Annotated in this window: 25 protein-coding genes; 12 read left to right on the top strand and 13 right to left on the bottom strand. The window is 36.0% G+C overall.

Annotation, left to right across the window (positions count from 1 at the left end; all coding sequences use genetic code 11):
• Window positions 1–20: 20 nt before the first annotated feature.
• Both NG809_RS08720 and NG809_RS08715 read left to right on the top strand, forming a co-directional pair.
• On the top strand, window positions 21–590 hold the full coding sequence (locus NG809_RS08720) for a hypothetical protein (protein ID WP_262149832.1): 570 nt from the start codon (window positions 21–23) through the stop codon (window positions 588–590).
• A 212-nt stretch (window positions 591–802) separates the two neighbouring features.
• A complete protein-coding gene (locus NG809_RS08715) occupies window positions 803–2,128 on the top strand; it encodes a helix-turn-helix domain-containing protein (protein ID WP_262149830.1) in 1,326 nt (441 codons plus the stop codon).
• A gap of 130 nt (window positions 2,129–2,258) precedes the next feature.
• Here NG809_RS08715 and NG809_RS08710 read toward each other — a convergent pair whose 3' ends face one another.
• Entirely contained in the window at window positions 2,259–3,503 is a 1,245-nt protein-coding gene (locus NG809_RS08710) for a DUF445 domain-containing protein (protein WP_262149828.1), read from the bottom strand.
• Window positions 3,504–3,832: 329 nt separating this feature from the next.
• Between NG809_RS08710 and msrB the strand changes: the two genes are divergently transcribed.
• Window positions 3,833–4,282, top strand: coding sequence for a peptide-methionine (R)-S-oxide reductase MsrB (msrB, locus tag NG809_RS08705; protein ID WP_262149826.1), 450 nt, complete (start codon window positions 3,833–3,835; stop codon window positions 4,280–4,282).
• 118 nt (window positions 4,283–4,400) lie between these two features.
• Entirely contained in the window at window positions 4,401–5,159 is a 759-nt protein-coding gene (locus NG809_RS08700; protein ID WP_262149824.1) for a murein L,D-transpeptidase catalytic domain family protein, read from the top strand.
• Between the two features lie 141 nt (window positions 5,160–5,300).
• Here the strand turns inward: NG809_RS08700 and NG809_RS08695 are convergent, their stop codons facing one another.
• Entirely contained in the window at window positions 5,301–5,897 is a 597-nt protein-coding gene (locus NG809_RS08695) for a superoxide dismutase (protein WP_262149822.1), read from the bottom strand.
• A gap of 165 nt (window positions 5,898–6,062) precedes the next feature.
• Window positions 6,063–7,910 carry a transcription termination factor Rho gene (gene rho, locus NG809_RS08690; RefSeq protein WP_262149821.1) on the bottom strand — a complete coding sequence of 616 codons (1,848 nt, stop codon included), beginning with the start codon at window positions 7,908–7,910 and terminating at the stop codon, window positions 6,063–6,065.
• Between the two features lie 145 nt (window positions 7,911–8,055).
• On the opposite strand from rho, the gene NG809_RS08685 reads away from it, so the two are divergent.
• From NG809_RS08685 to NG809_RS08670, 4 genes are all read left to right on the top strand, one after another.
• Window positions 8,056–8,445 carry a DUF4293 domain-containing protein gene (locus NG809_RS08685; protein WP_262149820.1) on the top strand — a complete coding sequence of 130 codons (390 nt, stop codon included), beginning with the start codon at window positions 8,056–8,058 and terminating at the stop codon, window positions 8,443–8,445.
• 146 nt (window positions 8,446–8,591) lie between these two features.
• Complete coding sequence (locus NG809_RS08680; RefSeq protein ID WP_262149819.1) at window positions 8,592–9,515, top strand: M28 family metallopeptidase; 924 nt, start codon at window positions 8,592–8,594, stop codon at window positions 9,513–9,515.
• 50 nt (window positions 9,516–9,565) lie between these two features.
• Complete coding sequence (locus NG809_RS08675) at window positions 9,566–11,395, top strand: ABC transporter ATP-binding protein (RefSeq protein ID WP_262149818.1); 1,830 nt, start codon at window positions 9,566–9,568, stop codon at window positions 11,393–11,395.
• Between the two features lie 135 nt (window positions 11,396–11,530).
• On the top strand, window positions 11,531–11,878 hold the full coding sequence (locus NG809_RS08670) for a DUF1801 domain-containing protein (RefSeq protein WP_262149817.1): 348 nt from the start codon (window positions 11,531–11,533) through the stop codon (window positions 11,876–11,878).
• 75 nt (window positions 11,879–11,953) lie between these two features.
• Here NG809_RS08670 and NG809_RS08665 read toward each other — a convergent pair whose 3' ends face one another.
• Window positions 11,954–12,262 carry a helix-turn-helix domain-containing protein gene (locus NG809_RS08665; RefSeq protein ID WP_262149815.1) on the bottom strand — a complete coding sequence of 103 codons (309 nt, stop codon included), beginning with the start codon at window positions 12,260–12,262 and terminating at the stop codon, window positions 11,954–11,956.
• Window positions 12,262–12,609, bottom strand: a complete 348-nt coding sequence (locus NG809_RS08660; RefSeq protein WP_262149813.1) for a type II toxin-antitoxin system RelE/ParE family toxin — start codon at window positions 12,607–12,609, stop codon at window positions 12,262–12,264. The genes NG809_RS08665 and NG809_RS08660 overlap by 1 nt, the downstream gene beginning before the upstream one ends.
• A 481-nt stretch (window positions 12,610–13,090) precedes the next feature.
• Here NG809_RS08660 and NG809_RS08655 point away from each other — a divergent pair, with 481 nt between their 5' ends.
• Together NG809_RS08655 and NG809_RS08650 are read left to right on the top strand one after the other, a co-directional pair.
• Complete coding sequence (locus tag NG809_RS08655; RefSeq protein ID WP_262149811.1) at window positions 13,091–14,068, top strand: IS110 family RNA-guided transposase; 978 nt, start codon at window positions 13,091–13,093, stop codon at window positions 14,066–14,068.
• A 352-nt stretch (window positions 14,069–14,420) separates the two neighbouring features.
• Window positions 14,421–14,630, top strand: coding sequence for a hypothetical protein (locus NG809_RS08650; RefSeq protein ID WP_262149809.1), 210 nt, complete (start codon window positions 14,421–14,423; stop codon window positions 14,628–14,630).
• Window positions 14,631–14,642: 12 nt separating this feature from the next.
• Here NG809_RS08650 and NG809_RS08645 read toward each other — a convergent pair whose 3' ends face one another.
• Both NG809_RS08645 and NG809_RS08640 read right to left on the bottom strand, forming a co-directional pair.
• Window positions 14,643–15,188 (bottom strand): hypothetical protein, encoded by a 546-nt coding sequence (locus NG809_RS08645; RefSeq protein WP_262149807.1) that lies wholly within the window; start codon window positions 15,186–15,188, stop codon window positions 14,643–14,645.
• Between the two features lie 167 nt (window positions 15,189–15,355).
• Window positions 15,356–15,961, bottom strand: coding sequence for a hypothetical protein (locus NG809_RS08640; protein WP_262149805.1), 606 nt, complete (start codon window positions 15,959–15,961; stop codon window positions 15,356–15,358).
• Window positions 15,962–16,184: 223 nt separating this feature from the next.
• Here NG809_RS08640 and xerA point away from each other — a divergent pair, with 223 nt between their 5' ends.
• Both xerA and NG809_RS08630 read left to right on the top strand, forming a co-directional pair.
• Complete coding sequence (xerA, locus tag NG809_RS08635) at window positions 16,185–17,009, top strand: site-specific tyrosine recombinase/integron integrase (RefSeq protein WP_262149803.1); 825 nt, start codon at window positions 16,185–16,187, stop codon at window positions 17,007–17,009.
• A gap of 424 nt (window positions 17,010–17,433) precedes the next feature.
• Window positions 17,434–18,153 (top strand): T9SS type A sorting domain-containing protein, encoded by a 720-nt coding sequence (locus NG809_RS08630; protein ID WP_262149802.1) that lies wholly within the window; start codon window positions 17,434–17,436, stop codon window positions 18,151–18,153.
• A 214-nt stretch (window positions 18,154–18,367) separates the two neighbouring features.
• Here NG809_RS08630 and NG809_RS08625 read toward each other — a convergent pair whose 3' ends face one another.
• From NG809_RS08625 to rsfS, 6 genes are all read right to left on the bottom strand, one after another.
• Window positions 18,368–19,696, bottom strand: coding sequence for a peptide-N-glycosidase F-related protein (locus NG809_RS08625; RefSeq protein ID WP_262149800.1), 1,329 nt, complete (start codon window positions 19,694–19,696; stop codon window positions 18,368–18,370).
• 304 nt (window positions 19,697–20,000) lie between these two features.
• Window positions 20,001–20,654 (bottom strand): phosphatidylserine decarboxylase family protein, encoded by a 654-nt coding sequence (locus tag NG809_RS08620; protein WP_262149799.1) that lies wholly within the window; start codon window positions 20,652–20,654, stop codon window positions 20,001–20,003.
• A gap of 68 nt (window positions 20,655–20,722) precedes the next feature.
• Window positions 20,723–21,595, bottom strand: coding sequence for a phosphatidate cytidylyltransferase (locus tag NG809_RS08615; protein WP_262149797.1), 873 nt, complete (start codon window positions 21,593–21,595; stop codon window positions 20,723–20,725).
• A 25-nt stretch (window positions 21,596–21,620) separates the two neighbouring features.
• Window positions 21,621–22,199 carry an LUD domain-containing protein gene (locus NG809_RS08610; RefSeq protein ID WP_056075569.1) on the bottom strand — a complete coding sequence of 193 codons (579 nt, stop codon included), beginning with the start codon at window positions 22,197–22,199 and terminating at the stop codon, window positions 21,621–21,623.
• Between the two features lie 134 nt (window positions 22,200–22,333).
• The gene (ftsH, locus tag NG809_RS08605; protein WP_262149796.1) at window positions 22,334–24,346 is read right to left on the bottom strand and encodes an ATP-dependent zinc metalloprotease FtsH; all 2,013 of its coding nucleotides are present in this window, start codon (window positions 24,344–24,346) and stop codon (window positions 22,334–22,336) included.
• Window positions 24,347–24,363: 17 nt separating this feature from the next.
• Window positions 24,364–24,732: a ribosome silencing factor gene (gene rsfS / locus NG809_RS08600; RefSeq protein ID WP_262149794.1), complete on the bottom strand. Its 369-nt coding sequence runs from the start codon at window positions 24,730–24,732 to the stop codon at window positions 24,364–24,366.
• Window positions 24,733–24,750: the final 18 nt, after the last annotated feature.

The raw sequence follows: 24,750 nt of genomic DNA, 5'->3' as shown, positions 1-24,750 counted from the left end.
TACTTAAAAAAGAAAAAATTATGAAAAAAATAGTAATTACACTCACGCTATCCATATCTGCACTTGCTTTTTCGCAGGTAAGAATTGGGGCAACAAATTCAGCAGGAAATGTCAGCAGCACTTCCGTTTTATTGGAATTCGGGACAGATGACGATAAGGGAATTATTCTTCCTTATGTAGAAACCGTACCCACAGGCGCCAACGATGCCAAAGGCGGAACTTTAATTTTTGATGTTTCTGCGACAGGGCAGTACAAAGTAAAAGTAAAAAACGAAAACACAGGTTGGAGCGACCTCAGCGTAGAATCTGGATATTCTTCTGCGGTAGAAGCTTTGGTAAAAGATCCGCAAGCTGCCCCACTTGCAGATATAGCGGGAGCAAAAGCCATTATCGGAAATGCAACTACATCTACAGAAGGCGTTTTGGTGTTGGAATCCTCCGACAAAGCAATGGTTTTGCCAATAGTTTCCAGTTATGCGACCATCAAAAATCCTTCTCCGGGAATGATGGCTTTTTTGAAAGGAGCAACATCGGATAAACACCGATTGATTGTTTTTAACGGGCAAAAATGGACGTTTTGGAAGCCTTAATTTAATAAAAACATAAAAAAATGTTATCAACCGGCCATTAAAATTGGTCGGTTTTTTTTAATTTATATCCTATTTTAGTAATTTTGAGACTTATGTTTTCTAAAAAAGCACCAACTTCTTTCATACCATCAAGGTTCAAATTCATTTTTGTACTGCTTTTTGTTGTCAATTTTTGCTTTTCCCAAATTTCAAAAAAAGAAACAGATTCTTTATTGCAAAAAGAAATTCCAAGATTAAGAGGTTCGGCAGAGGTGGAAAAATCTTTACTTTTATGTAAAAAAGTCATTAAAAATTATGAATCTTTAAATGATAAAAAAGGAAAAAGTGAAGCTTATGTAGTTGCCGCAAATATTTGCATGACGCTTTACAGAATAAAAGAAAGTTTTGAATATCTTGAGCTTGCAGAAGCTACCAATAAAAGCTTTAAAAATCCACTTATAGAGGCAAAAATCTATGCCCAATATGCAAGAAATTATGATTATTTAGATTATGAATCGCTTGCATTGGAAAATTATGGCAAAGCCATTTCAATTTTAGAAGTCATAAAAGGTGAAAATAAAGATCTTGAATATATGTATAGTTCAAGAGGGTTTCTTTATGAAAAGAAAAACATGTACAAGTCGTATTATAAAGATGCGCAAAAAGCCCACTACTATTATCGGAGTCCTTATACGTCGGTGCGGCTTGCAAAATATTTTATACTGTATGAGAAAAAATCAGATTCAGCAAGATATTATCTTGACTTAGGAGAAAAGCTGTATGATGAAGGCTCATTTCGGGAGTTCCAAAAAGCGTTGGTGGAAAGAATGAACGGTAGATATCATTTTTATCAAAAGGATTATGAAAAAGCCATTTCTTTTTACAATGAATCTCTTAAAATCTATAAAAAAATTAATAACCCCAGCGAAATTAAAGAAGATTACAAACTGCTCTACGAAGCCTACAAAGCAATTGGCGACGGGAAAAAGGAAAAAGAATATCTGGAAAAATATACTTTCATCAATGACAGTATAGAAGTGATAAAAAAGAGAAATCAAGAAATTCCTTTAAAAAAAGTTCTGAAGGAAAATAAAATGGCCGAAGAAGAATCTAAAACAAGCCTCTATATTATCTTTTTGATATCCCTCATTTTATTTTTTATTACATGGCTTCTCACTCGCAAGAAATATGTTGAAGAGGCAAAAGATAAAGAAATCATAATTCAAGAAAAAGAAATAGAAAACCAAGATTTAAAACAAAAAGTGAATGAATCCTTCGAAGAAATTGTGCAATTGGCCAAAGAAAACAAACCCGAATTTCTAACCCGTTTCCAGGAAGTTTACCCCGAATTTACCGAAAATTTAAAAGAATTATATCCCGAAATCAACAGTGAAGATTTGCGGTTTTGTGCTTTACTAAAACTCAATTTTTCTACAAAAGATATTGCTGATTATACTTTCGTCACGGTAAGAACCGTGCAAACCCGAAAAAGCAGACTGAGAAAAAAAATCAATATTCCTTCTGAACAGGATATTTACCTGTGGATAAACGAAATATAAAAACTTAAAGACAAGATAAAAAAGCAAAATCGATGAGGTTTTGATTTTTTGTTTTTAAAGTCTCCAGATTGACTTAACAGATCGTAAAATTAAATGATCTGTAAAAATCTGCTCAATCTGCGTGAGAATTTTAAATAAAAAAATGCGAAATAGTATAAATAATCAATCCCACCAAACCGCCAACCAAAGTTCCGTTCACACGAATGAACTGCAGGTCTTTACCGACTTCTAATTCAAGTTTTTCACTCAGTTCTTTGCCCTGCCAGTTTCCGACGGTGGAACTGATGAGGTTTCCGGCTTGGTGCGTATTTTTCAGAATGTATTTGTAGGCCGTTACTCTCACCCAGTTGTCGATTTTATTCTGAAGTTTTTCGTCGGTTTTTAAGTTTTCAGAAAACTCGTTGAGGTTTTTGGTAATGTATTTTTTCAATGAAGATTCTTCTTCCTGAAGTTCGGTACTCAATGTTTTTTTAATTGAAACCCAGATGTCATTTGCGTATTCATCAAGCTTTTGATTGTTTAAAAAATCGTTCTTAATGCTTTTAAACTCATCAATCCACTTTGGATCTTCTTTTAAATCATTTGAAAACTCATAAATTTTTTCTGTAATTAAAGTTCTGATTTCGTGGTTGGTATCTTCCTCTATTTCGCGGAAGAAATCAGATAGCCCGCTTGCAATTTTCTCAGCAATTTTTTTGTCTACAAAAGATGGAATGAAAGAATAACTTCCTTTTTTCACCCTTTCTTTAATCATCTCATCATTTTCAATCAAATATTCTTTGATTTGTTTTGAAAGATTGGTTACGATTTTCTGATGGTCGTTTTTGTCTAAAAGATATATGATTCCGTTGCCTAAAATTTTATTCAGCTGAATATCATCGGTCATTTCGCTCACTTTTTTACTGATAAAACGGCTGACTTCAGCATCATCCAGTTTATTCAGAATATCCAAGATTATATCCGAAAGATTTTTAATCAAAACTTCCTGATTTCTTTCTTTCGTCAGCCATTCTCCCACAAAGTTGGATATTTTGATTTTCTGAATATAAGGACGGATGGTTTGAGGCGAAAGGAAATTAGAAACCACGAAACTTCCCAGATTATCTCCCAGTTTTTCTTTACTGTTTTCAATCAGATTTGTATGCGGAATCGGCAACCCGAGCGGATGACGGAAAAGTGCTGTCACCGCAAACCAATCTGCCAAAGCGCCTACCATTGCTGCTTCAGAAAAAGCACGGACGTAGCCGATCCAATGAGAATCGTGGGTCTTCTGTAAAATAGTGGTAACAACGAAGATAATTGCCATCAAAACAAAGAGTCCCGTAGCAAAAGCCTTGTATTTATTGAGTTGTTTTCTTTTCAGTTCATCATTCATATCCTCAAATTTAGTAAATTTGGTATTGTATTTTACCACAAAAGTCACAAAAGGTATAGTTGAAATTTAAGTTTATAAGTGAACGGTGAAAAGATCAAATAAGTCTTTTGCATTATTTAATGTTTAAATCTTAACATTTCGCACTAAGTTTTTAGGTGATAAGTTTATCAGCGTTATCTAATTTTAACTATTACATTTTGTGAACTTTAAAAACTGAATTACGACAGCACTAAACAGAGAAAATGACTTTTGTGCCTTTTGACTTCGTCGAATCTTCGATTTGTGGTTAAATATTTGCGTTAATAAAATCAATTTTTAAATTAAATCTTATGCAAGACCAAGCAAAAAACAATCCATATTACTCAAGAACAGAAACTGAAAAACTGAATATTTCCAATGACGAATGGAGAAAAATTCTTTCACCAGAATTGTATGCGATTTCACGTGAAGCCGCCACAGAAAGACCTTTTACAGGAAAATACAATGAGTTTGATGAGCCCGGAGAATATTACTGTGCCGTTTGTGGGAATCATCTCTTCCGTTCCAACCAGAAATTTATGAGCAGCTGCGGATGGCCAAGTTTTTTTGAAGCTGATAAAAACGGAGTAAAATATAATCGGGATTCTTCTCACGGTATGGAAAGAATAGAAGTTGTTTGCAAACGTTGTGATTCTCATTTGGGTCATGTTTTCAATGACGGGCCGGCTCCCACAGGCACGCGATACTGCATGAATTCTATAAGTCTGGAGTTTGTAGGGGATTCAGAATCAGGGAAATAATTCACTTTTTCCGGTTGTTAATGTTTCTTAAATTGAGTTAAACTATTCCAATGTTAAGTATTTGATAATTATGTTTTTATAAATTTGTCTCCGCAATTTTAATTTAACATAATATTGAATGAAGTTATTGTATAGTGTATTAAGTGTAGTGTATGTAGTGACGACCTCGTTTTATCTTTCTCCAGCAGATAAAAAAGAAAATTTTAAAATGAGTGAAGAAAAAAAATCTGAAAAGATTGTTAATCTGAAATCATCAGAAAAATCTGAAACATCAACTTCCGAAGAACTTTACAAATCTATTGCTTTCGCGCCTGAACATGAATTGAATTTTGAAGTGTTCTCCAAAGCGCTGACTGGTTTTGAAAATATGAAAAAGGCGGGTCTACTTAATGAAAATTCACATTTGCTTACTGTTTGCGATTTTTCTATGTCATCCAATACGAAAAGGCTTTGGGTGATTGATCTGAACGATAAGAAAGTGCTGTTTAATTCTCTTGTAGCCCACGGAAAAAACACGGGTGAAGAATTTGCCACCAATTTTTCGAATACCGACAGTTCTTTACAAAGCAGCATGGGTTTTTATATCACTGATGCCACCTACAACGGTGGAAACGGATATTCCTTAAAACTTCTTGGGATGGACAAAGGTTTTAATGATGCGGCTTACAGAAGAGCCATCGTGATGCATGGTGCAGATTACGTGAGCGAAGATTTTGCCGCAACGCATAAAAGAATAGGAAGAAGCTGGGGCTGTCCGGCGGTTCCTAGAGATTTGACTCAGCCGATCATCAATACAATCAAAGGAAGAAATCTTCTTTTTATTTATTATCCGGATCAGAATTATCTTTCAAAATCGGAGTGGCTGAATAAAGCTTAGGAGGCTTCTGGCAGTTGGCTTTTGGCTGAAAAGTAAACTCTTATTTAATTGTTGAATTTTGTTTAATGATTAAATGTAAATACTAAAATAAAAAAAGGTTCAGAAAATTAATTCTGAACCTTTTTTATGAATTGTTGAAGATTATTTGTTGAATAATTCCTCCACTTTATCCCAGTTTACAACAGAGAAAAACGCTGAAACATAATCAGGTCTTCTGTTTTGGTAGTTTAAGTAATAAGCGTGCTCCCAAACATCCAATCCTAAAACCGGAGTTCCTTTAATGTCTGCAACAGGCATCAAAGGGTTGTCCTGATTTGGCGTAGAAGTTACAGAAACAGAACCATCTTCATTCTTAACCAACCAGGCCCATCCAGATCCGAATCTTGTTTTAGCAGCTTCAGAAAAATCAGTCTTGAATTTTTCTAATCCACCATAATTTTCGATAGCGTTTCTAACCAATCCTACAGGCTCATTGCTACCACCAGGAGTAAGAATTTCCCAAAATAATGAGTGGTTAAAGTGTCCGCCTCCGTTATTTCTTACTGCAGGTTTGTCAGTTCCTGTTTTGCAGATTTCTTCGATAGATTTGTCTGCAAGCTCAGTACCTTCAATTGCTTTATTTAAATTGTCGATATACGCCTGGTGGTGCTTCGAGTGGTGAATCTCCATTGTTTTTGCATCAATAGTCGGCTCTAAAGCATCGTAAGCATAACCTAGTTGTGGTAATTCAAATGACATAATTATATTTTTTAATGTTATTACCCAAATTTAGCCAATATTTAAGCCATTATCAAAAATTACGGATTATTTTAATAAATCTTTAACATTGATGATTCGACTTGCTGAAATAAAAAAAGCACAAACTTTTTGAGTATGTGCCTTAAATATTTTTTTAACTGAAAATTATCTGTTCATCGACATCAGGAATTCTTCATTGCTGATCGTTCCTTTGATGTTTTTATTCACAAAATCCATGGCTTCCACAGGATTCATTTCAGAAAGGAATTTTCTGAAAATCCACATTCTCTGCGAGGTGTTTTCATCTAAAAGAAGATCATCACGACGGGTGCTTGATGCAACCAAATCAATCGCAGGATAAATTCTTCTGTTGGCAATTTTTCTGTCCAGTTGAAGTTCCATGTTTCCGGTACCTTTAAATTCTTCAAAGATTACCTCGTCCATTTTAGAACCTGTGTCAATTAAAGCTGTAGCGATAATCGTTAAAGATCCTCCGCCTTCAATCTTTCTTGCAGCTCCGAAGAATCTTTTCGGTTTGTGAAGTGCGTTGGCATCCACACCTCCGGAAAGTACTTTTCCTGATGCCGGAGTTACTGTGTTGTAAGCTCTTGCCAATCTTGTAATGGAATCTAAAAGAATCACAACATCATGTCCACATTCTACCATTCTTTGGGCTTTGGCTAAAACCAGATTGGCTACTTTTACGTGTTTGTCTGCAGCTTCGTCAAATGTAGAAGCGATTACTTCCGCATTTACACTTCTTTCCATATCGGTAACTTCTTCAGGACGTTCGTCGATCAAAAGTACCATCATGTAAACTTCCGGGTGGTTGCTTGCGATAGAATTCGCAATATCTTTCAAAAGCATCGTTTTACCCGTTTTTGGCTGGGCAACAATCATCGCTCTCTGGCCTTTTCCGATTGGGGCAAAAAGATCTACAATTCTTGTGGAGATCGTTGCTCCTTTTCCTGCAAGATTAAATTTCTCTTCAGGGAAAAGGGGTGTAAGGTATTCAAAAGCAACACGGTCTTTGATAAATGCCAAATCACGTCCGTTAACTTCTGTAGGTTTTAACAGAGAAAAATATTTTTCACCTTCTTTAGGCAGTCTTACGATTCCTTTTACGTTATCTCCGGTTTTCAGTCCGAAATTTCTGATCTGTGCAGTTGAAACATACACATCGTCCGGTGAAGAAATGTAAGAGAAGTCTGATGAACGCAGGAATCCGTAGTTATCCGGTAAAATTTCAAGAACACCTTCAATGCTTACCAGGCCGTCAAAACTAAACTCTTTTTTCTGCTCCACTTCCTCAGGTCTGTCCTGATTTCTGTTTTGGTGCTGATTATTCTGATTTTGATTTTGCTGTTGCTGTTGATGCTGGTTTTGATTCTGATTAGGGTTTTGATTTGGATTTTGGTTCCGTTGTTGATTTTGCCCTTTAGAATGTTGAGGATGTACAGGTTTTCTAGGTCTTTCCTCTTGTGGCGTATTTTGTTGAGGAGCTTTTGGTTCAGAAGATTCTGTGTTTTCTTCCGTGTTGCTCTCGGTATTTTGAGGCTGGCTGTTTTCCGAAGGCAGCCTTCTTCTTTTTTTCCTATTTGCCTGATCGTTTTCGGATACTTCTGCTGCTGAAATTTCAGGCTGTGCCGTTTCTGTTTTTTGATCAGTTTGTGCTGTAGGTTCTTCTGCTTTCACTTCCTGAGGTTCTGCTTTTGCAGCTGCAGGAGTTTTTGGTTTCGCAGGTGCTTTTTTGGCTGCAGGCTTTTTGGCAGGAGCTTTCGCAGGTTTTTCCGCGGTGGTTTCTTCAGTAGTTGAAGCTGGAGTACTGTCTGCTGTAGTTTCTGTGGTGTTGAAGTAATCTTTTGCCACTTTAGGATTAGACGCCTGAAAGTCAAGTACGGCAAAGATTTTATCATTATCTGTGCTGTTTCTTGCAACTTTAACGCCCAAATCTCTCAGGATTTTAGTCAACTCCGTTACGGATTTTGACCTTAACGTTTCTATGTTAAACATATTTAATGTAAAAAATGTAATTTATTGTAAGTAAGAAAAGTAAGTCCGGTGACTTTTGTTTTCAAGGGTAATTGTATGATGCAAATCTACACTTATTTTTGAATTGTGCAAAATTTATGCTATTTTTGTCCTGATTTTAAAGTTTATGCTACAAAGAATACAGACCATCTGGATATTACTTGCTACTTTAGCACCTGTTTTCCTGTTTATTACAGGTCAGGATGCAGAAGTTTTCGGAACGTTTCCATTGATAAAAATTGTATCTGCAATTTTAGTAATTGTCGGTGCTTTGAGTATTTTCAGCTTTAAAAACAGAACAAGACAAATCATGCTGAATAACATCAGCATCGTTATAAACGCTTTGTTGATTGGTGTATTGCTGTACTGGCTGCTAAACTTACCCGGAGGAATAGATTTTCCTGAGAAGGGTATTGAGCCGATTTTCCCGTTTATTGCTGTAATCTGTCTGGCTATTGCCAACATTTACATCAAAAAAGACGAGAGGCTCGTGAAATCTGTAGACAGACTGCGTTAGCCAGACAATGATTTTTTGAGTGAGAACAGCTTTCCTTATTGGAAGGCTGTTTTTTTATGCTAAATTTTTGATCAAATTGTAGAAAGATTGTTAAAATTGAAACAAAACATTTTATCTTGCGTCTAATATTCCAATAAAACAGTATTATGAAAAAGTTATCAGTATTAGCACTATCATTCTTTTCAGTTTTAAGTTTTGCACAGGCCGTGAGCCAGGGAACTGTAAAAACCATTGTTACAAGGTTGGCTTCCGACGAGATGAAAGGCCGTCTCATAGGAACTCCCGAAAATGAGCAGGCAGCCAATTATATTTCAAAATTATTTAAAGAAAATAAGCTTGATTACTGTTTTGGCGATTCTTACCTCGTTCCTTTTCAGTACAAAGGGCAAACGGTTTATAATGTCTGTGGAATTAAGAAAGGTACATCTGAAAAAATGCTGGGATTCTCCGGTCACTTCGATCACATAGGAACCAATGATGATAAAGGCGATAATATCTACAATGGTGCAGACGACGACGCCAGCGGAATTGCAGCATTGGTGAGTATTTCTGAATATTTTAAAGATAAAAAACCGGAATTCTCCATGGTTTTCATGGCTTTTAACGGAGAGGAAGCAGGACTTTTAGGTTCAACAGCACTTGCGGCAGATAAAGGAATGGAGAAAATCAATAAAAATCTGGCAGCACTTTTCAATTTTGAAATGATTGCTACAGAATCTGAATTTGGTAAAAACGCAATGTTTATGACAGGAGATGAGTTTTCAGACCTTGCAGATTTGTTTAATCATCACGCAGACGGAATGATTAAAATTTATCCGGATCCTTACGCTAAACAACAGTTGTTTTACAGAAGTGACAATGTAAGCTATGCTAAAAAGAAAATTATTGCCCATTCGTTTTCTACAGCAGATATGTCTAAAATTAAACACTACCATCAGGTGAATGACGATTTTTCTATCGTTGATGTAGACAACATGACCAATATCATTAATAATTTTGCCAAAACAATAGAAAAGCTCACCCCAAAAACGTTTGCACCAAAATACAACAGTAAAGTAAAACTGAATTAAAACGTCTTCTTTTTAAATTCCCTATTTTTGTGGATTAATTTTAATATTTAATGAATTATTATAAACGGGCAATCGACAATATACTTCCGTATAAAAAATCTATTGCAGCAGGTATTTTCTTCAACGTTCTCTATGCGATCTTCAACATTGTTGCCATGCTTTTTTTCATGCCTGTGCTGAACATCCTTTTTAAAAAAGATGGAAAAAAGATAGACAGTAAGCCTGTGTATGAAGGGATTGAGTCTGTGGGAAGTTTCCTCTCGGAGAGTTTTAATTATTTTATTCAACAGCTTGAAATAGAAAAGGGAGCGGAATATATTCTTCTGATTACCTGCATCATGTTTATTACGATGTTCTTTTTAAGGAATATTTTCAGCTATTTTTCAGAATTTTATCTTACATTTTCAAGAACCGGTGTTTCGAGAGACTTCAGAATTCAGCTGCATGATAAGATTTTAGATCTTCCTGTTTCATTTTTTACAAACTCCAGAAAAGGGGATGTTTTTGCAAGAATTACCTCAGATGTAGGAGAAGTTGAATCTAATATCCTGAACAGTTTAATTGATTTGATCCGTTCGCCTATCGTCATTATCATTACAATGGCGTATTTGCTTTATTCCAATTTTCAGCTCACGATTTTTACTTTAATAGTTTTTCCGATCATGGGAACATTAATTTCGATCATTGGTAAAAGTTTGAAAAAAGACACAGGAGAAGCTCAGAACGAATTGGGTAAAATGTACTCTTTCGTTGATGAAACTTTGGTAGGTTTAAAGATTATTAAAATTTTTGATGCATCGCCTCAAATCAAAAAAAGATTTGATGATGTACTCAATAAAATACGTTTTCTGTCACTGAGATTATTTAAAAAGAAAGCATTGGCATCGCCTGTCAGTGAACTTTTGGGAGCCATCACGATTGGTATGATTGTATATTTCGGAGGTCGTCTTGCCATAAAAGGAGAGGGGCTTTCCGGAAGTGAATTTATCGTTTATATTGGTCTATTTTATACCATTTTACAGCCATTAAAATCACTTTCTTCTGCTATTTCAAATATGCAGAAAGGGGAAGTTTCTGCAAAGAGAATTTTTGATATTCTTGATGCAACTTATGACATCAAAGAAGAAAAAGATGCTAAAGAAATTAATGATTTCAAGCAAAATGTAGAGTTTAAAAACATCACTTTCGGATATGAAGACAGAGATGTTCTGAAGGACTTCTCATTGTCAATTCCGAAAGGTAAAACTGTTGCTCTCGTAGGGCAGAGTGGTAGTGGAAAAAGCACACTTGCCAATCTGATAACAAGATTTTACGACGTAGATAACGGTGAAGTTCTTTTGGATGGAGAAAACATTAAAAACATTAAACTTTCCAACTACAGAAAGCTTTTCGGACTCGTTACACAGGATAATATTCTCTTTAACGACTCCATCAGAAATAATATTTCTTTAGGTAAACCTGATGCAACCTTAGAGGAAATTCAGGAAGCGGCAAAGATTGCCAATGCCCATGATTTCATTATGGATCTTCCGAAGCAGTATGAAACGAGCATCGGTGAAGCAGGAGGAAAACTTTCAGGCGGACAGAAGCAAAGGATTTCAATTGCAAGAGCGGTTCTTAAAAATCCACCAATTATGATTTTGGATGAAGCAACTTCAGCTTTAGATACAGAATCTGAAAGATTTGTACAGATTGCCTTAGAAAATATGATGCAGAACCGAACTTCACTGGTGATCGCCCACCGTCTTTCCACCATCCAAAAAGCCGACTGGATCGTCGTTATGGAGAAAGGGAAAATCGTAGAACAGGGAAATCACCACGATCTTATCGCCAAAAAAGGAATGTACAACAAGCTGGTTGAACTGCAGAATTTTGAGTAATTGATTTGAAACATTAAGATGTATAAGTTGTTAAGCTTTTTTAAGGAAACATCTGAAGATATTCATTAAGCATACTTTACATTATAATGCGTAATTGAAAAGCCAATAGCTAACAGCCAAAAGCCAACAGCCACAATGAATCCATTAGAAGAGTACTATTTCAGAATCGATGAGCCTGAACGTAGTGCTCTTCTTTTTTTGCGCCAGAAAATTCTCGCTTCAGATAGCGAAAAAATCACCGAAACCCTCAGCTTCGGTTTGCCTTTCTTTAAATTTAAAAAGAAAATGCTCTGCTACTTTTATTTCAGCAAGAAGCATCAGCAACATTATGTAAGTTTCTATCATGGCGACAGATTAGATCATCCTCTTCTCATCAGTGAAGGCAGAAAAAAGTTTAAAATTCTGCTTTTGGATATGGAAGAAGATTTGCCTGTTGATTTGATTTTGGGATTGATTGATGAGGTAAAGAAGTTTGTGAAGTGATTGATTTGCTATTGTGAAAGTGCCTAAAGTGTTTGGTTTTTTACACAGTTTATGTTGTGCGTTCGGCATAGTTTTTTAGTATGCCAATTTACGGTTGTTTAGTTCTACGTTAAAATTCACTTTCGCTCCCAGAGCTTCAAAAACTTTCAAAATTGTTGTAAATCTTGCGTCAGTTGTACTGTTCTCAATTTTAGAAATTTGTGCTTTTTTCACGCCAACAAGTTCGCCCAATTCTTCTTGTGTCAAGTTTCGTTCTTGTCGAGCTTGTTTGATAGCTTGTCCTAATAAGTCAAGACGTAGTTCGTTTTCAAATTCGTCACGCTTTTTTGTTCCTTTTTTACCGATATATTTGTCGGTCAAGTCTTCTAAATTATATGTCTTCATTACTTTTTATTTTTCTCGTTAAAATACTTTTCTCTTAATTTTTCTGCTTTTTCAATTTCGCTTTTTGGAATTTTGTCTGTTTTCTTAATCAGTCCGTGCGTTGAAATTACAAATGTATCAGTTTTGTCGGTCTTGTCCCAAAATGCAAAAAGCCGATAATAAGTTTTGTTGAATTTTGTTCTAAATTCCCAAATTTCGTCTTGCAATTTTTTGAAAAGTTCCTTGTCGTTTGTGCTTCGGGCTTTCCAAATATTGTAAACAATTTTATCCCTCGCTTTTTCGTCAAGTTCATCCAAAAAGCCTTTCGCTTCTTCTAAAAACTGAACCCGAAATTTATATTCGTCCATTCAATGTTAATTTTTAAGCAAAGATAAAAGTTTCTTATTTAGGAAACAAGTATTTTACGTCAAAAAGTTATGAAGATATAATTTTAGTCTGATGTCAAACTTTAGGTAGTGGTCGGAAATGCTGACGCACAACGTTTCGGGGCTTTGCGATGGTGGGGCAATCGAAGCACAAATCTTCAATTTTGTACAAATGTTGAACTGAAGAATTGCCGTTGAACTTTGCAGTTTCGCCCCACTATTGCAAAACCCTTCCTATGTTTGCAATTCCTTAAATTTATTAAATATTAAACTATAAAAAAGAAAGAACAAATGAGCAGAATAAGATAGGCAAACCCTTTAAGCATTTAAGCTTCACTAACATGATTATCCCTGCTCATTTTCTTGCTCGAAACCGTACAGTTTATTTGAACATAAAGTTCGTGTTAGGATCGTTGGTTGCAGTCAAGAATTGTTCTCTCAAGAAAGAATAAAAGTATAAAAAATGGAAGAAAAAAACAACTACTGCGGTATTGATGTTTCCAGCGAGACGTTAGATCTTTATTTTAAAAATAAAGAAGGAGTTCTTCAACATTTACAGGTCACAAATACGGTTACCGGATTTCGGAAAATGATCCGATCAGCAGGCCGGGAAACTCACTTTGTGATGGAAGCTACGGGAGTTTATCACCTGCATTTGATTTTCTTTTTAAAGGAACAGAATATTGCTTTCAGTGTTGTGAATGCGCTGCAGATCAAGCGCTACATCCAGATGCATTTGGAACGCAATAAATCAGACAAAAAAGATGCGAAACGAATCTATGAATACGGTGTTGAACGCCGACCGGAAATTTACGCAATGCCCGATACAGAGTACTTTGAGTGCCGTTCTTTAAATAATGCGATCCATGATCTGACGAAAGAAATTACCAAGTTCAGCAATCAGATTCACAGCATTAAAAAGTGTCCTTTTGACACAAAAACGATTGAAAAAAGCTTTGAGAAAATCATCAAAAAACTTCGGGAAGAGAAGCAGAATTTAGAGATAATTCTGCAACAGAAACTCATTGCCTGGGAAGCAGAAATGTTGAAATTGGTTACCAGCGTAAAGGGTATTGGAAGAAGAGCTGCAGCAGAACTGATCATCTATACCCAAGGTTTTAAAGACATGAATTCGTATAAACAACTGATCTCTTATGCGGGGCTAAGTCCCACAGAATATCGGAGCGGAAGCAGCATCCGTGGACGGATCCGTATCTGCAAACAGGGCGGAAAACAGTTGCGCCATATTCTGTACATGTGTGCCCTAAATGCGAAGAAGACCAATGCTCAATGTAGGACCCTTTTTGACCGACTGGTAGAGAAAGGAAAAAACAAAAAAGCAGCTGTAATTGCAGTGTGCAACAAGCTGCTCAAGATTGTATTTGGGGTAGTAAAAAACAAAACAGCGTACCTGGATAATTTTATTGTAAAAAGTGCCTAAAATGTTTGGTTTTTTACACAGTTCATGTTATCTGTAGTATTTTTTATTCAGTCGAATCGGAAATTTCGTGCGTTCATTTCGATTTAAAGAAGCAGAAATTCAGCGGTTTATTTTTCTGTTAAATTTCGTTTTTCGTCAGTTTGTTGTTTCAAAGTTATTTTTCAGTCAAGTTTTTTGTCCATCAATTCCTTGTTAATTTTCAGTTTTCAGTTTTTTCTTTTTTCGTTAAATTCAAATTGTCAGTTCTCAAGAATTTTCAATTTAGACTTCTCGATTTTGATTTTCAAAATTTAGAATATTCATTTTCGGAACTTCAGTTAAATTCAATTTCAGAAAATTCGATAGGGTAGATTTGAAAAAAAATATTGCAGACAACGGAAAAAGTATTGCCGAAGGCGGGGAAATCGAAGCACAAAAGCTGAAATTCGCACCGCAGTTAGCAAAACCATTTTTTTTTGCTAATTTACATTTTTCAAAGCAAAAAAAAAATGGTTTTTGCGGAACAGAAGTACAAATGTTGAAGTTTGGACTTTCAGCCCCGCTTTTGGCAATACTATGTTAGCTGATGTTTTTATTAGGCGGTTCCTGTAATTTGAAGATATAATATTTTAGTTGGCTCTATTTCAAATATTAAATCGATACCGATAATTTTGTATGATGCACCAACATTTTTCACAAAAACTTCATAAACATCAATATCATTAATAACAAATTCATTCTTTAACATAAGAACAAAATATTCGTTTACATATTTTGTTTGATAAATTAAATCTCGGGTTAAATCATTTTCAGAATAATTTAGTTGATTTGCTATGAGTTTATCAGCTTCAATTGGTATTCTACGTTTTGTAGACGCGTTTAATTCATTTTTAAGTTTGATTTCCCAATCATTTATCTTCTCAATTTCAACAACCCAATCATTTGGATAAACACCAAAAAGCTGATAGGCATTATTTTGGATACATTTTTTGATATCTCCAGCTGAAAAATTGAAAATGTATAATTTGCAGTTTACCCCAATAATTGAATAAGAATTCAACAAACCCAACGCAGCAAGATAACCATTGAGATAATTGACTTTAGTGTTTAATATTTGGTCTTTTAGTTCTTCTTCTAACATTAGAATTCAGTTTGTGAAAATATCAGCTAACTTCTCGGGGCTTTGCGATGGTGGGGCAATCGAAGCGAAAATCTTCAATTTTGTACAAAAGTTGAACCGAAGAACTACCGTTGAACTTTGCAGTTTCGCCCCACTATTGCAAAACCCTTGTTACCAGCTGGCATTTTTTATACGTCTGATTTAACTATAAAGTCATAGGCGTGTTCGGTAAAATAAATTGATATATTTCCCCAAGCTAGTTTTCGTTGTTTCGCAGTTTCGTGAGCTTTCTTCATTAATTCCATAAATCTTGAAATTATAATTTGTTCACACCAATCTCTTGCATCTTGCATTTCATCTGTCCATTCGCCATTTTCTTCCTTTTCTTCAATCGTTTCAAATAACGTTTGAAATTTCTCGTAACCACTTAACACAAATTCTTTGGTTGTCATTACATCTCTTTTGCAGTCTGAAAGCCATTCCATATCTTCAAGGTCAAGTCCGCCGTCTTCTTTATAAGCTATCCCGTCTATATACCAAACGTCTGTATTTATGTCAAATTCGTTCATTTCAAAGTACATTGTTTTGATTTGAATTTTCTTTGAAATTTCTTTGTAAAAACTGTCAATCCAATTTACTAAATCGTCGATTGGATTTGTAAATGTTTTACCAACAATGTCGTGAAATTCTGTTTTAGTGATTTTTTCAAGTTCTTTTTGCGCAGTATTTATGGCTTTACCAAAGTCAAGATTTTCAAGGTCGGAATTTATTAGCTCTGCAAAGTCGAAGTTCATATTTGTAGTTTTGTTTGTTATTGGTTCTGTCGTTTATGCTTGCTGGTAACTTCCAAATTTACGCATTGCGTCAATCCAATGTATATAACTTTCGTAAAGCTATTTTTCTGTTTTAAAAAGATGTTGCTTTTGTTGATTGATTTTTAATAATTTGCAAAAACAATTTAAAAAAATATTTTTTGGATTGGCGAATGTTTAGTATTTTTGACCAAAACACACAGTAATGAAATACTCTCAAATTTTCAGACAGAAACTCGAAGTCGCCAGATATAGCGATTCCACAATCAAAACTTATATTTCTACTTTGGCTACATTTTTTAATGCAATTAATCATGTTGCTATAGAGGATGTTGATGAAGTTATAATAGAGAAATATCTACACAACGAAATTAAAGAGAAAAGTATTTCACAATCATTTCAGAAACACATTTTAGGAAGCATAAAATTATTTTACGAAATGATTTTTAATAAAAAACTGTCTCTATCACATCTTTATCCTAAAAGAGTAGAACATACCCTGCCAAAATATCTCAGCAAAGAAGAGATATTAAAAATGATCAGTCTCACTGAGAATCTGAAGCATAAATCGATGATCAGTCTTTTGTATGGCTGCGGTCTTCGGGTAAGTGAATTGATTAATATGAAAATTACAGATATAGATTCAAAATCTGGCAGAATATCGATTATTCAGTCTAAAGGAAAGAAAGATCGATACGTAATGCTTCCACAATCAGTTTTGCCTTTGCTAAGAGAATATTTCAAAAAATATTCGCCAAAAACCTATCTTTTTGAAGGAAATGCTAATGAGAAATATTCTCCCAGAAGTGTTCAGCAAATTGTTAAACAAAGCGCTGTGAGAGCTAAAATTCAAAAATTAGTGACTCCTCATATTCTTCGCCATAGTTTTGCGACGCATCTAATAGAAAACGGGACAGATATCAGATATATTCAGGAGCTTTTGGGTCATAACAGCGTAATTACCACCCAAATTTACACTCATATCACAGATTTAAAGATCAGAAAAATTCAAAGTCCCCTGGATATGTAATTCTCGGGAATTTTCACCTGTCTTATCCAACATCTTTTCGGTATATTTTCACTGTTGGCTCTGTTTTTCTGCTTCTTTACATAGACTACTGTTCTATAACATCTAAATAAAATTTTGAATTTTGTCCGAGTCTTCTCTCCGTGTTTTCTGAAAATCCTGAATATATGCTCCACAAAACAAAATCTGCCCTAATTTCAAGACAGGAAAAGCTAATAACATACAGTCAAATTTTAGCTGCTTTGTCAAAGTCACAAAAATTAATTCTGTAATTTTCGCAGTTTCATTAAAGTCCGGTTCTGCATCTTTAACCGACCATTTAAAACAAGTAAAATCATCTGTTTTTTATCATTACACTTGGGTATATGATAATTACAGATCTTCCATTTAATCATTTACTTTTGCCGGAAATTCTATAAAAAATATTATGATTAAAAAACTACTTATTGGATCTTTCTTATCCTTTGCGGCGATTGCAAATGCTCAAAATTCAATTTCATCTACATCTACCGTTGCGGGTACTGCAACTACTTACACTTTCAATCTTGTTGCCGGTGCAGGAGGAGAGACGTGGAATGCTGTTTCTGCCTACGTTGTTCCAGGTTCTACACTTCCGGCATTTACTGCAAATGCTTCACCTGCGAATGTAGCCAATGTAGATGTATTCCTGAACGGATCGAATACTGAAACCGCAGCATATCTCAGGGATTTTGGGAGCGAACTTAAAATCGATATTGAGCAGGCTTTACCACAAGGTACTGCCATCAAGGTGGTCATTAAAAACGTGATGAATCCTTCTGCTGCAGCCAGCAATCAGCCTGCATCCATTGCTTTTCAGAACGGTAACTACAGCAATCTGAATAATTTTTCAACTACTTTTAACATCACATCGGCAACATTATCGACCCATGAGGTGAATGCAGATAGTCATAAAATTCAGCTCTATCCGAATCCATCTGCAGATTTCATCAGACTTAGTAATTTCAAAGCAAATGAAGTGTGCTCTATTTATGACTTACAGGGGAAGTTGGTTCTAAAACAGGTTTATGATCAGAATAAAGGTGTTGATATTACTGCTCTTTCGGATGGTCTTTATATCCTGAAAACAGCTCAACATGCCTATAAGTTTGTGAAGAAAAGTAAGTAAGAATTTGTTATTGCGATTGTAAATCAAGATTGTATTGTAATATAAATGTTAACCTGGATAAAAAAGTATTGATTTCCAGAAGCCATAAAGCTAAAATAGCACGCGTCAAGCAAAAACAAAAAATCAGAGCCTAAAAACTCTGATTTTTTGTTTAAGTATTTATTTTCCGCCTCCCGCATCAAACATCAATCATCAATCATCAATCATCCAACACTTACTTCCTGATCACCTTATGCTTAAACTGCGTTCCGCCTTCAAGAGAAATATCCAGTAAATATGTTCCTGATGGATAAGAGGTGAGGTCTATTTTTGAATCTCTCACTTCATCGATCTTTCTTCCGTCTAAAGAATAGATGATGATGTTCTGTACTTTTTTATCTGATTTTAAATTAACATAATCAGCTGTAGGATTAGGGTAGATAGAAACGTCCACTGTAGAAACTTCTTTTACAGACAATGCCTGATTGGTGCTTTGCATATAAATTGAAAGCACGATTCTGCCATCCTGGCCATAGAAAACGGCGGTTGGAACTTCATATTTTATCGTATGACTTCCTGCCGAGATAGTAGCGGCTGTAAAAGTTCTGATGGGAACAGCATCTCCCGGACACCAATTGTTCCACGCAGTCCACCACTGGGTAGTCTGTACATATGGTCCATAGATTCCATTGCCTTGGGTGTTGTATTGTCTGTATGGTTCACATGATTTCCCTCCGGGAGTAAATGTGAGTACCTGCGCATTATCCAGAGAAACAAAATTCTGCCTTCTTACATATTCTTCACCATTTGTACCGGCACCGTGCGGAGAAGTAATGATGAAAAACTTAGCATTATCAGTGCTTTGACTTAAATTAAAATTGATAAGTCTTACGGTTTGCCCTGGCTGATCTGTATTGTTGTAATTGTTCAGTTCGTTGGAATCAAGTAGTGGAAGTAGATTATTAAAAGTATTAACCACCGTTGGGTCGTTAGATGTTACAAAGTTTAAGGTGCCTGCAAAAACATCATTTCTGTTAGCACATCCTGCAACCTGCGTATTGGCAGCATAAGGAACGCCAAAGACATCGAGTTCCACATAAATGTCGTAAGCCGCTCTTAAAACAGTATTGCTGAAAATATTGTAGAGATTATTAACCTCATAAGTATAAGGTACAGAGGTAGGATTTATGTTTTTATTCATAAACGGCGTAATGTATCTGCCGATTTCGATGCGTTTTACTCCCGGATCGCTCAAAGTGTAAGTAGCCTGATTTTTAGGAACGAAAGCAATATGCACACCTCCGATTCTGTCGTAGTTATCACATAGAGCACCGATGCTCACATTCATCTGAATTTTATTCTGAAAGGTGTTCAGTTCAGCATCCGTCAGTTTTTTTGCATATCTGTAATTGGCAAGCCGAATGACATTTGCAGGAACTGGGTTTGATACGTTGGTAGCGTAGCCGTCATAAAAAACTATTGCAGAATAAACGTTGATGGTAGTTTGGGCATGAGTCTGAGAAATTCCGGCGAAAGCCAGAAAAGCGAGTAGAAGTCTTTTCATTAATTATTAGATTTTTGATTTGAAATCAAAACTACGATTTTAAATGTGATAATTGCTGAAAAAAGTATTTAATGAGTATTAAAATTGCAACATATTTAAAAAAATGTTTAATAATTTCTAAATAATTATTTAATTAAAACCTTAGTTTAAATTATATTTAATTTGAAACCCTAATCAACATTAAAGCAAAAAAAAATCAGAGCCCGTAAACCCTGATCTTTTTTATATATACTGAATTATTTATCAATCATCAATGATCATTCATCAATCATCTTCCATCTCCCCGCTTCCATCTTCCATCTCTCTAATCCCTCATCTTCGCAATCACATCAAGACCGCCTTTGGTTTTATCACCAATTTTACAGATGATTTCGGTATCCATTGGGAGAAAAATATCCATTCTTGAACCGAACTTGATGAAACCGAATTCGTGTCCTGCTTTAGCCTGATCGCCTTCGCTACAGTAGAATACAATTCTTCTTGCAACATATCCCGCAATCTGCCTGAATACGACTTTATGTTTGGTTAAACTTTCCACGGCAACGGTTGTTCTTTCGTTTTCTGTAGAAGATTTTTCGTGCCATGCCACCAAATATTTTCCGGGATGATACTTTTTATAAATCACATTTCCTGAAACCGGGAAACGGCAGATATGCACATTTAAAGGTGACATAAAAATAGAAATCTGTATACAGGCTTCTTTTATAAACTCTGTTTCTACCACTTCTTTGATCATCACCACTTTTCCGTCAACGGGAGCGATTACATTTTCCACATGATCCTGAATGTCACGGTTTGGAACCCTGAAAAACCAAAAAACCAGTCCGTAAATAATCAGAACAGGAACGATGATCAGCAAAGACCACATTTCAAGAAAATATATCGAAACACCTGCAACAGCAATAAATACAATGCTGGCAACAGCGATGGTGCCTTTGGATTCCTTGTGTAATTTCATAATCAGATTTTTTCTTTTAAGGGTTTAAAGCATCGTCAAATATAAGATAGATGACGACAGTTTAGAGTTTAAATAAATTTTTCAATAATAAAGTACAAATATACGACAGGCGCGCAGATTAAAAAACTGTCGAGTCTGTCTAATACGCCGCCATGTCCCGGGATGATATTTCCGCTGTCTTTCACACCGAAGGTTCTTTTAAGCTGGCTCTCCACCAAATCTCCGAGGGGAGCAAATAAAGCTACCAAAAACCCTACAACCATCCAGTTTCCTCTCAGTTGAGGCTGATATTTTTCAACGAAATAGGATAAAATTAAAGTTAAAACTACTCCTCCGATATAACCTTCCCACGTTTTCTTAGGTGAAATTTTGGGTGCCATTTTATGTTTCCCGAAAAGCCTTCCTGCGATGTACGCAAAAGTATCGCTGCTCCAGATGAGAATGAAGAGAAAGATCACTTCCAGCGAAAAAGTCTGTTCGTATGATGAATATTTGGGAAGTCCCAGCGCAAAGCAAAAGGGAAGTGCCACGTAAATGACCGTGAAGATGAGTTTCCCGCTGTCAAAATACAGTTCGGATGCAAATTTAAATAAAGTAATTGCCGCGATCCCCACCAAAGCAATCGCAAGAATATCAGGAAGTCTGAAATCAAAATAAAAGCCGTGCTGAAAATATCTTTTGGAGAAAATATAATAGATGATGGCCACTATGGGGAAAACGATCCATTTTTCGTAGCCGTTTCCAAACTTCATGATTTTGATGCATTCCCAGGTTCCAACGGTTAACAGCAAAGTAATTAAACCGTAATAAAGATACTGCTGTTTTGCCAGGTCTGGCGAAATGTTGTTGATAAGCTGTGCACCGAAGGGTGTGGTACACAAGATAATAATTGCGATGTAAATAATCCCCGAGAGGGTTCTCTGAATAAGATTTTTGTCCAAAATTTTCTGAGTTTACAGTTCTGCTTTAGTCTTCAAGGAGAAGCAGGAAAAGTTTATTGTTCGGAGCAGTTGCATCCAGTTTATTCTGACCGCCGCTGATGGAGGTAAGGTTTTTTATGTTTCCGTTTCTTTTGATTTTTCCCATGGCGTCATTCAGATTGCTCACGATTTGGGATACATTGGCCATGATAATGATTTTCTCCGGAAGTTTGGAAGAATGATAATGTAGAATATTGTTGGCTGAAAGCATAATTCTGCCATCGAAGGCAATCAGATATTCGCAGGTGATAAAAGCGGCATCGTTGGCATGCTGCAATTCAGGAGTAAAGTTGGTCTTTACAACGTTAAGGAAGTTTTGCAGGTCTTTGTCACAACAGAAAATATTGTTGACTCCCTCAATCTTCACAATCTGATTAAGAGTCTGTAATGCTTCGGCTTCGTCTGCGCAATAATTAAAAAATCCACCTGAGTGTGTGAAAAGCTGTGCGAATTTATAGTCGAGATCTGCGTTTTTCAGCGAATCTCCCAGCTTTTCCAAACTCTGCTTTTCATCATTTTCAGGCTGATTGGTAAGTTTGCTTACAATTTTCTTGAATAAACTCAACTTAATTTATTTTTAGTCAACTTAATACAAAAGTAAAAAATTAATATAGAACTAATGAGAAATATACGCATAAATGTTAAAAAACCCAACAGTTTTGCGCTGCCGGGTTTTCATAAAATTTATTTAAAAGAATTCTACAGTTGTGCCGGGCTTTCAGGTGCCTGAGTTTCACTGTCTTGTTCTTTATCTTTGATTAGAATTTCCTCTGAAGGTTCTTTCGCATTTGCGATGGTATTCGTCACCGGTTTCTCAGTAAGTTCCGGATCCCATGCTCTTTTTCCAAAAACATCCTCCAGATCTTCTCTGAAAATCACTTCTTTCTCCAGAAGTTTGTTGGCCAAAGCATCCAGTTTGTCCTTGTTTTCAGTCAAAATCTGCACCGCTCTGTCATATTGATTCTCGATTATAGATTTTATCTCAAGGTCAATTTTACTTGCAGTTTGTTCAGAATATGGTTTTCCAAAGTTGTATTCAGACTGTCCCGTACTGTCGTAGTAAGAAATATTACCGATGTTAGGACTCAATCCGTAGATGGTTACCATCGCCTGAGCTCTTTTCGTCACTGTTTCAAGATCAGAAAGTGCGCCCGTTGAGATGTTATTGAAAATAACCTGCTCAGCTGCTCTACCTCCCAATGTAGCACACATTTCGTCAAGCATCTGCTCAGTAGTTGTCAGCTGTCTTTCTTCAGGTAAATACCAGGCAGCTCCCAAAGATCTTCCTCTCGGAACAATGGTTACTTTTAAAAGTGGTGACGCGTGCTCAACCAACCATGAGATGGTTGCGTGACCTGCTTCATGATAAGCTACTCTTCTTTTTTCTGATGGCTTGATCGCCATGTTTTTCTTTTCAAGACCACCGATGATTCTGTCTACAGCGTCAAGGAAATCCTGTTTTGTAACTGAAGTATGGCTGTTTCTCGCTGCGATCAATGCTGCTTCATTACAAACATTGGCAATATCAGCACCACTGAATCCAGGAGTTTGCTTGGCAAGGAATTCACGGTCTACAGTATCATCCAGTTTAATTTTACTTAAATGAACCTCGAAAATTTCTTTTCTTTCGTGCAGTTCCGGAAGATCTACATAAACCGAACGGTCGAAACGTCCTGCTCTCATCAAGGCTTTATCTAAAATATCAGCTCTGTTAGTTGCAGCCATCACGATCACGTTAACGTCTGTTCCGAAACCGTCCATTTCAGTTAAAAGCTGGTTCAACGTGTTTTCTCTTTCGTCGTTTCCGCCGGAGAAGTTGTTTTTACCTCTTGCTCTACCGATGGCATCAATCTCATCAATGAAGATGATTGCCGGAGATTTGGCTTTAGCCTGAGCAAAAAGATCTCTCACCCTTGAAGCTCCAACCCCTACAAACATCTCCACAAAGTCTGAACCTGAAAGTGAGAAGAAAGGTACTTTAGCTTCACCTGCAACGGCTTTTGCCAATAATGTTTTACCTGTTCCCGGAGGACCTACCAGAAGAACACCTTTAGGAATTTTACCTCCCAGTTTTGTATATTTTTCAGAATTTTTAAGAAAATCTACTACTTCCTGTACTTCTTCCTTAGCTCCTTCAAGACCTGCCACATCTTTAAATGTAGTCTGAATTTTTTCTTTTTCGTCAAAAAGCTTGGCTCTTGATTTCCCGATTGAGAATATCTGTCCGCCAGGGCCGCCTCCGCCACCCATCTTTCTGAAAAGGATGAAATAGAATAGTCCTAAAACAGTTACCCAAATTAAAACATTGATCAGAATTCCCGCAAACGGGCTTTCGCCTTCAGCGTAATCTTTCGTTGTTTTTAATGCCGGATTCTGACCTTTTAAAGCGTCAAATTTTTCAAGAAAAAGCTTTAAGTCACCATATTTTACAACATAATCCGGCTTTGCAGACATTCCCAAAGAACCTGAGAATGGATTGTTGTCTTTCTTTTCTACCGTCTGTGTTTTTGCTTCTTTGGTTAAAAATACATCAGCCTTCTCAGTCTGCTTGTTAATTTCAACTTTCTGAACTTTCCCTGCCTGCATCTCTCTGAAGAAGGTGTCTTCATTGATGGTTTTGCTGTTTCCTTCCGATAAAAAATTGGAAGCAAAGAACAGCAAAAGCGCGATAATGGCTATAGGAAAAAACCAGTTAAATCCTTTATTATTCATTTATTGCTTTTAAAAATTTAGATTGCGTTTTCGATTCTCGTAATCACAGCGTCTCCCCAAAGTTCTTCGATATCGTAATATTCACGTGTTTCTTTCTGGAAAATATGTACAACCACGCTTACGTAGTCTACCAAAACCCACATCGCGTTTTCTGTACCTTCTACGTGCCATGGTCTGTCCTGTAGGTCGTTACGAACCTTTTTCTCGATGGATCCTGCCAAAGCAGATACCTGAGTGTTGGAATTTCCGCTGCATATAATAAAAGTTTCGGCTACCGAGTTTTCGATTTTTGTTAAATCAAAGATCATTACATCTTCTCCTTTTACATCCTGAATAGCTTCTACTATTTTATCTATTAATTGTTGTTTTTCTGTCGTGTTGCTCATTAAAAAGTACTATAATCT

This window comes from Chryseobacterium foetidum (assembly GCF_025457425.1).
Lineage (GTDB): Bacteria > Bacteroidota > Bacteroidia > Flavobacteriales > Weeksellaceae > Chryseobacterium > Chryseobacterium foetidum.
This window is presented reverse-complemented; position numbering and strand designations above follow the sequence as displayed.